Origin of the sequence: Kocuria sp. ZOR0020 (assembly GCF_000800955.1) — a bacterium.
Lineage (GTDB): Bacteria > Actinomycetota > Actinomycetes > Actinomycetales > Micrococcaceae > Kocuria > Kocuria subflava.
The window spans coordinates 1-7,105 of sequence record NZ_JROX01000182.1 but is presented as its reverse complement, the minus strand read 5'-3'; the positions used below and the strand labels follow the sequence as shown (position 1 = coordinate 7,105).

Here is a 7,105-nt window from a genome sequence, read left to right as displayed (position 1 = left end):
CTGCCATTGGCGCATCACGGCAAGCGGCACCACCTTGACGGCAGCGACTTCCGCCAGCCGGTTCCGCAGGCCAGCGATCTCCTCATCACGTTGCCGCAGCGGGCCGCCGGTTCCGGAACCCGTTGCCGCTTCCGCCGCCCTTTGCCGGACTTCCGCTTCTGCGGTTCCGGCGGCAATGATCGCCCGTTCCGCCCGGCGTGCCGCTGCTGCAGCTTCCGCGCGTGCTTCCGCTGCCTGCTTCCGGGCGGCGTCCCTGGAGGACCGCAGCCGGGTAATCGTTGCTGCCTTGCCAGCCAACTGCCGTTCGCGACGGCGCAGCGTGTCCAGGAGCGCCTGCTGAGCACCATGCATCAGAGCATCAGCTTCCGGCCGGCCTCGGAGCCGACGGCGTTGGGCCCGCCGCCGGCACGGTGTCGAACAGAATCGACGAGAGGGCCGGGATCCGAGTTCTAAAGGCGTACCGCAGGCAGCGCAGGACGTGGTTCGCATGCCCACCCATCGGACCAATCGCTGCGCCACGTATCTGGTGAGGGCGACACATGTCGCCGTGAGTGCACCTCGGTGCCAGAGGTGTGTGCAGTTAGTTCTTGATTTTCTTGTCAGGACGGGGGTTCTCGTTCGTGGTCCGGTGTTGATCGTGGATGGTGGGTTCGTTGGTGCTGCGATTCGGGGTCTGGTGTGGAGGGTGGTTGGTCTGCTGATGGTGTCCGTTAGGTATGACAGTGGCCCCTCCACCTGGGTTGGTGGAGGGGCCACTGTCTGTCCCTGTGGGGGTGTCCCAGAGTCCTAGTCGTTGGGGATGGTGAGGATCTGGCCAGGGAAGATCAGGTCGGGGTCATTGATGATGTCCGAGTTCGCGGCGGCCAGGGCTTGCCAGCCTCCGTCGATGTCATAGCGGATGGCAATGTCCCACAGAGTGTCGCCGGAGACCACCGTGTAGGTTCCGGGATCGTTCTCGGTCACCGTGCGTGAGAGTTCCGGGGCGGAAGCAGACGCTGCCATGGGGAACCCGGTTTCCGGAAGACCGGAACCCGGGGCGGCAAACGTCGCGGTCCAAGCGGAAGACAACGCGGCCGGAAGCGGAACCGGCGTGCGTGCCGCTTCCGTTGCCGTTGCCGGAAGCGGTGCGGAACCGGCAATGGCGGAAGAAGCCGAAGGCGCGGCCGCCGGGGCGGAGGCGGAAGGTGGCGTGCCACCGGAAAGGGCGTTGCCGGAACCTGCCGGGGTACCGGCAATCGGTGCGGACGGGGCGGACGTGCCACCGGAAGAGCTCTGCGGAACGATCGGCTGCGCGGTGGCAGGCATCGGGGCAGCGGAAGGTACCTGGGCTGCCGGTGCTGTGACCGCTGCCGGCGGTTGCGTTTGCACCGGAGCCGCGGGGGCAACCGGTGCGACCGGGACAGGCTGTTCAACGACGGGCGCCAGTGCCGGCTGCTCAACCACGGGTAAAACGGGTACCTGCTCAGCCGTGTCCGGAACCGGCACTGCCGGATCGGCCGGCGGCTCAACAACTGGCTGTGCCGGAACTGGTTCCGGTGCGGGAGCCTCAGTGGCCGGAGGGAAAGACGGGGCAGCAGGTTCGCTGGGGGCGGTGTCAACGACCGGATCCACGGCGGGTGCCGGTTCAACTGCCGGGACACCCGGGTCAATGACCCCAGGGCCTTCCAAGCCGGGGCCTGTCTCGGGCGCCGTGCCGGGGTCAATGGTCACCGGGGTGAAGTCATCTGCGAATGCTGGGGCCGCCGTGAGCGTGAGCATCGGGGTGATGGCCAGGACTGCTGCGGCGGTTCGTGTGCGGATCATGATGGGTTCCTTTCGTGATGAAACAGGGTGTGTGGAAATCAGGGGGTTTCAGGTGGTGCCGGGTCGAAGCGGGCCAGGGCACCGCGGTGATCAACGACCACGGAATCCTCACCGGTGAGACCCACCAAGGTCTCCGTAGAGGTGGGAGAGATGATCGTGGATCCGCGCGATGTGACGATCGTTTCGGTCCCGTCCTGGGCTCGGAGCAACCACCCGCCGGGCACGGCCTTGGCTGCATCGGTCGTAGACGGCAGGTCCTCCGTGCGGGTTCCGATACGGCCGGTATCCAGATCCACGGGGGTGGAGCCCACGAGCATCACGGTCTTCTCCAGGCCCAAAACGGCTCGGGTGCTGGTAGCGGTACCGGAGCCCATGGAGGTGGTGTCCACGACTTCTCCAGTGTCTGCTGCGTGTAGCGCCAGTACGGGTTCCCTGCCGGTTTCGGACCACGTCACGGCCACGAACTTCTCGCTGGCACCCAACCACCGGCTGATTTTCGCGGAGGGAGATGGACCGACCAGCCGGGTGGAGGACTTGGTCTTCCCCTCGGCGTCTGCCGTCACCAACGTCCCACCGTCCACGGAACTGGCCCAAAGCATGCCGCCATCGACCGGGGTGATAGGTGATGCATCGGTGCCGGGGGACTTCCAGGTCTCAAAGTCGTTGCCGTGCAGCAGACGAATGGCATCCGGTCGGGTGGACGTGGATTTGGGTACGGCGATGACGGTGGGCCCGGTGACCTGCAGGGCTTCCTTCTCGCTGGTGGTGTGCGTGGTCAACCCATCACCCGCGGTCCAGATCATCAAGGTGGTGCCGCCGGTCATCACCAGGCCCTCACCGGAACCGCGGGCGTCCTGAAATCCCACAGGGGCGGTGTCTGGCTTGACCGGTAGGTGCACCGTGTCACGGACCTCACCGGTTTCCGCGTCGATGATGTTCAGCACCCGGCCGGAGACCGTGCCGATCACCGAGCCCGATGGTGTCAAGGCGCTGCGCTGATCTGTGGCCCCATCAGCCGCCCAGGCGGCGTTGACCGAGAAGCCGGCTGGGGCCTCTGCAGCGGTCTGGATCCTGGGGGAACTGGTGGTATCAGGTGACTGGGCGGCTGCTGCCGCTGCGGACTCGGAAGGGTTCGTGGTCGAGTTGGCCAGAAGGATGCCGCCACCGACCAGGCCGATGAACAAAGCCGCACCCGCAGCCGAGGAGATGATCAAGGGTTTGCGGTGCTTCCGCAAAAATGCCGACAGGGCACCGGCTGTGGCCTTGGGATCCTGGGCGTCTGCCTCGTCGGCGAACAACTCCTCCAAGGAATCGAGCTCGTCCTCGTCGTCCTCGACCATGACCACTGGTCGCGGGGAGATGACCTGGACGTCGTCCAGATCAGCGCCGGTGACCGCCACGGTGAAATCGTGATTCTGCGAGGTGGCTGCGTCCTCAGCCTGCTGACGGGCGACCGAGAGAGTGGAAACCTCACGCTCTACCGGGCCAGCCTCACTGGGCACCGTCATCACCCACGGCGCGAGATGCAACGTGAACGTGCTGGCGGCCGGCGTGCGCTCGAGCTGGGTGCGCTCACCGTGCGGGGCGATCGACCAGGTACGCAAGGTCGTGGACCCATCGAGCACAGACAGGGTGACCGGCTGGCCGGTGGCCCGGGCATGCTGGGCTGTGGCCGACCAGACCTCGTTCATGCCAGCGGCGTCCAGGACGGTGCCGGCGGCCCGCAGCGAGAGCTTCTGTGGCTGCAGCTGAATCGTTCGCATGGTCACTGTGCATCCCCTCAGCCGAACCACAACGGTCTGAGAACCCAGGTAGGGATCTCAGACCGTTATCGAGGTGCTGCAGACAGCGCGTGTGTCAGCGTGTCATGACTCGCCCAGCTGCTCAGGCCAGACCATCAAGTGCGCCCACATCTGCTGCGGGGCCACCTCCGCCCGGGTCAACCACCAGGCCGCGGACTCGATGAGCAGGGCCTGTCCGACGATCTCCTCACGCCACAGAGTCGTGGAGATCTCCGATTCGCGCACCAGGTGATCCCAGGTGGCCTTGAGTTGGTAACGCCTGATCGTCTCGGCAATCGGCACCAGGGTCGCGGTAGTCACGGCGTCCCATCCGGTGCCAACCAAACGTGGCAGGTCCTGGGCACGGCCATCAATAGCGGCCAAATCATCGACGGAGTGACCGGCCTCGAACAAGGTTTCGGGCAGGACTGCGGGCCATGCCAAGACATGCGCGGTTGCCGGCCCGATGCTGATCCCAGCCCGGACCCAGAATCCTGCCTCCGTGATGGCTTGGGCATGCTCGAAGATGGTTGGGAAGGCGTGGGGGTTTTCGCGGCGCACGTCCTCCAAGATCGACTCGCGGAATTGGCTTCCCGCGACGACCTGCGTTGGCCGGCCCTGCAACGTAGAGGTGAGTTGTGAGGTGTTCACTGGGCGCTCCTTCATTCCCGTGCATCCAGTCTGACACCCCATCATCGGGGGACAAGCACAAATGCGTGCACTGTGGACAAACCCAAACGAACCGCTACGTCTTTAGCCCCTGTGGAGTCTGGTACCCCGGGCCACAGACAGGTGACCCCAGAGGCGCTACAGCTGCGGTTGTCCACCGTCACCCAGCCAGTGGCCCCCCCACCCCAGGTGACCGATCCTTCCTTGATGGTTTTACCGCCTCGGGTCGCAGTTCACCCAGCGCGAGGAGAAGCGTGGGATGACTGAAGCTGAGGCAACCAGCCATAGCAGGCACGTGTTGAAGCTCAAGGGATGCCGCAGAGAGCCCTACCCGCATTCGGGTGGGGCTCTTGTGTTGTCCGGGCTGTCGGTGACCATGGACTCATGTTGACGCGAGAGATCTGGGCCAGTGTCTTGTCCAATGAGCGGGTGGGAAAGCCCTTAGCAATACCGACTCCGGATGGTTGGGTGGAGTGCGTTCTTCACGATGTGCAAGTGATGCGCAATGGCATGACCCACATCGAGTGCGTGTGGGTTTGGGTAGTGCTCGATGGGTCCGTGGTGCGCTACCGCCTTCCTGGGGATGCCATGGTCAGGATCGAGGAGTTGCCTCCCCTATGGACTCCGGAAATGGCCCTGGGGCGTCGGGTGAGGGGCTCAGCGGCTGAGTAGCCACGCCGCGCCGGCTCACGCGGCGGATGGCAGGGTTCGGATGGCGTTGAGCAGTGTGTTGCGGTCGATGCCGACATAGATCTGTGTAGTGGCGATGTTCGCGTGGCCCAGGAGCTCTTGGACGACGCGGAGATCGCCGGTGGAGGTGTAGAGCGTCGTGGCGAACCAGTGACGCAGGTTGTGAGTGCTCCAGCCTGGCCCCAATGCGCGGGAGATCGTTTTGGCTACGTGATCGTGGTGGCAGTGGCCGGTAAATCGTCCCGGGAAGATCCAGCCCCCTCGTTCTTTGGCTGCTCGCAGTAGTGGGTCCAGATCTTCGTGGATGGGGATGAACCTGCGTTGTCCGCCTTTGCCTGTGACGAACAGCCAACCCGGCTCGATGTCGCGGGAGTGGAGGGCGGCGATTTCTGAGCGTCGGAGGCCCGCACGTGATCCCAGCAGCAGCATGAGCCTGGCTTTGGGATCCGCTTGCCGGATGGCGCGGTCCAGGACGTCGCTGGGAACGGGGCGAGACACAGCCCGTGGTGGTTTGGTGCTGATCAGCAAGTGCGAAGGGTTGTCGGCTCGGTGGCCGGCAAGGTTGGCCCAGACGAAGAACCGTTGGATGGATGTCCGGGCGGACCTGCGGGTGTTAGGTGCCCACGTTTGGGTTGCCACCCAGCTGATGATCTGCTGTCCGGTGATCTCCCACGGGCCGGTTGGGGCGACCCCCGCGGCGAGATGTCGGATCCACAACGCGCGCAAGTCCACGGTTGCCGGGCGTCGGCCGGAGGCGATCAGCCAACGGGTGAAGTCCGTGAGAGCGTCCTCCCAGGCCGGATGCGGCGTGTGAGGCGCCTGGATGGGGGTTGTGGAGGCGTCCATCCGGTCATAGTTACCCGCCAGGGCATCGGTTTCACAGTGGGCAGCTTCAACCTGTGGGTAACGGGGCCTGTGTTACGTGTGACTTGGGGGGATGTGGAGTCGCAACCGCGCGATCAGCTCAGAGGAGAGTGAGAGCGTTTGGGTCTGTTCCGTGGGCGATTTCTTGAATGACGGCGTCGTCCCAACCGTCACGGGTAAGTGCGTCGCGTAGTTCCCGGATCCGTGCTGCGCTGTGTTGGCGTGATTGGGCTTTGTACCGGGGTAGTGAGGGTGCTGGCAGGCGCCCACGTTGGGAGCGTTGGCGCATGTTCTCGGACCTGGTGCCGGCGATCAGGTGGGTGTCTGGGCCAGTGGTGGCGCGCACACAGAGTGGGACGTCGCAGAGGTGCAGGGATTGGAGTCCGTCGATGGTGGACCAGGAATGATCGAGTGCGGCCAGGGCCCAGCGGTGTGGCCGCACGGCGCGTTGTCCGTTAGGTGCGGTTTCGTCGCGGATCCAGAAGCGTCCGTAGCCGTCGTCGCCGATGGCGCCGACCCAGATCCAACAGGATGTTGGTCCTGGTCCTCGTAGGACATGCCGATCGAATCGAGCGCGTTCGGAGTCCGCGAACATGGTCATCGATCGTCCCGGTTCCGTACCACCTGGGAGTAGATGGCCACGACGGCGAGTATGAGGGTAGAGCCGAATCTGAGGTCTGATAATCCTTTGGTCGTGGGTTCAAGCCCCACTCGCCCTACCCAGATCACGGCCACGATCACCACCGCAGCTGCGGTTGCGCTGATTCCGGGATAGTCCATCAATCCCATGGCAGGACCGGCCAGTGCGCTGCCGAGTGCTCCGGCCAGGGACATGGTGGCATCGGAGAAACCTTGGGCCGGGACTCGCTGCGAGGGTGTGAGGGAATACACCAACAGGGTGGAGCCGCCAATGGTGGCTGCAGACCATCCCACGCCCAACAGAATCAGCCCCGCCGTGACCATCCCCATGTGGTGGGCGCCGAATCCCGTGAGGGCCACGGAGGCCAGCAGAGTCACGTGCCCCGCAAGGATGGTCCACTGAGCACCCACGGTGTCCACCAGCCATCCCATGACGGGGGAGAGCGCATACATCCCGGCAATGTGCAAGGAGATGGTGAAGCCGATCAACGCGATGGTGTCCGGATGGTGGGCGGCATCGCCCACCTGATGCTGCATGTGCAGCGGCGTGATGGACATGACCGCCACCATCACGCAGTGGGCTGCAACCACTGAGACCACGGCGGCCGTGGCTCGTGGCCGACGGCGCACGATCGCGGCGCCGGCAGCCCAGCCGCCAC

General features: G+C 65.0%; 5 protein-coding genes, 1 tRNA gene and 1 pseudogene. 1 reads left to right on the top strand and 6 read right to left on the bottom strand.

Annotation, left to right across the window (positions count from 1 at the left end; translation table 11 throughout):
* The 5 genes from L979_RS10940 to L979_RS10915 all read right to left on the bottom strand — a co-directional run.
* A partial coding sequence (locus L979_RS10940; protein WP_047692247.1) for a hypothetical protein occupies nt 1-351 on the bottom strand: 351 nt, incomplete at its 3' end.
* 435 nt (nt 352-786) lie between these two features.
* Nucleotides 787-1,803, bottom strand: coding sequence for a LysM peptidoglycan-binding domain-containing protein (locus L979_RS16780; protein ID WP_047692246.1), 1,017 nt, complete (start codon nt 1,801-1,803; stop codon nt 787-789).
* A 38-nt stretch (nt 1,804-1,841) separates the two neighbouring features.
* On the bottom strand, nt 1,842-3,566 hold the full coding sequence (locus L979_RS10930; RefSeq protein WP_156125554.1) for a hypothetical protein: 1,725 nt from the start codon (nt 3,564-3,566) through the stop codon (nt 1,842-1,844).
* Between the two features lie 102 nt (nt 3,567-3,668).
* Entirely contained in the window at nt 3,669-4,235 is a 567-nt protein-coding gene (locus L979_RS10925) for a hypothetical protein (RefSeq protein ID WP_047692244.1), read from the bottom strand.
* 705 nt (nt 4,236-4,940) lie between these two features.
* Nucleotides 4,941-5,789 carry a tyrosine-type recombinase/integrase gene (locus L979_RS10915; protein WP_052209814.1) on the bottom strand — a complete coding sequence of 283 codons (849 nt, stop codon included), beginning with the start codon at nt 5,787-5,789 and terminating at the stop codon, nt 4,941-4,943.
* Nucleotides 5,790-6,452: 663 nt separating this feature from the next.
* Between L979_RS10915 and L979_RS15930 the strand changes: the two genes are divergently transcribed.
* Nucleotides 6,453-6,524: transfer RNA gene (locus L979_RS15930), tRNA-Ile, on the top strand.
* Here L979_RS15930 and L979_RS10905 read toward each other — a convergent pair.
* Nucleotides 6,516-7,037, bottom strand: a pseudogene (locus L979_RS10905) (MFS transporter); the annotation flags it as partial. The gene L979_RS15930 and the pseudogene L979_RS10905 sit on opposite strands and share 9 nt — an antisense overlap.
* Nucleotides 7,038-7,105 lie beyond the last annotated feature (68 nt).

Excerpts from the sequence above, each read along its gene's own strand:
- L979_RS10915 (WP_052209814.1), bottom strand. The coding sequence starts at position 5,789 with ATGGACGCCTCCACAACCCCCATCCAGGCGCCTCACACGCCGCATCCG.
- L979_RS16780 (WP_047692246.1), bottom strand. The coding sequence starts at position 1,803 with ATGATCCGCACACGAACCGCCGCAGCAGTCCTGGCCATCACCCCGATG.
- L979_RS10930 (WP_156125554.1), bottom strand. The coding sequence starts at position 3,566 with ATGCGAACGATTCAGCTGCAGCCACAGAAGCTCTCGCTGCGGGCCGCC.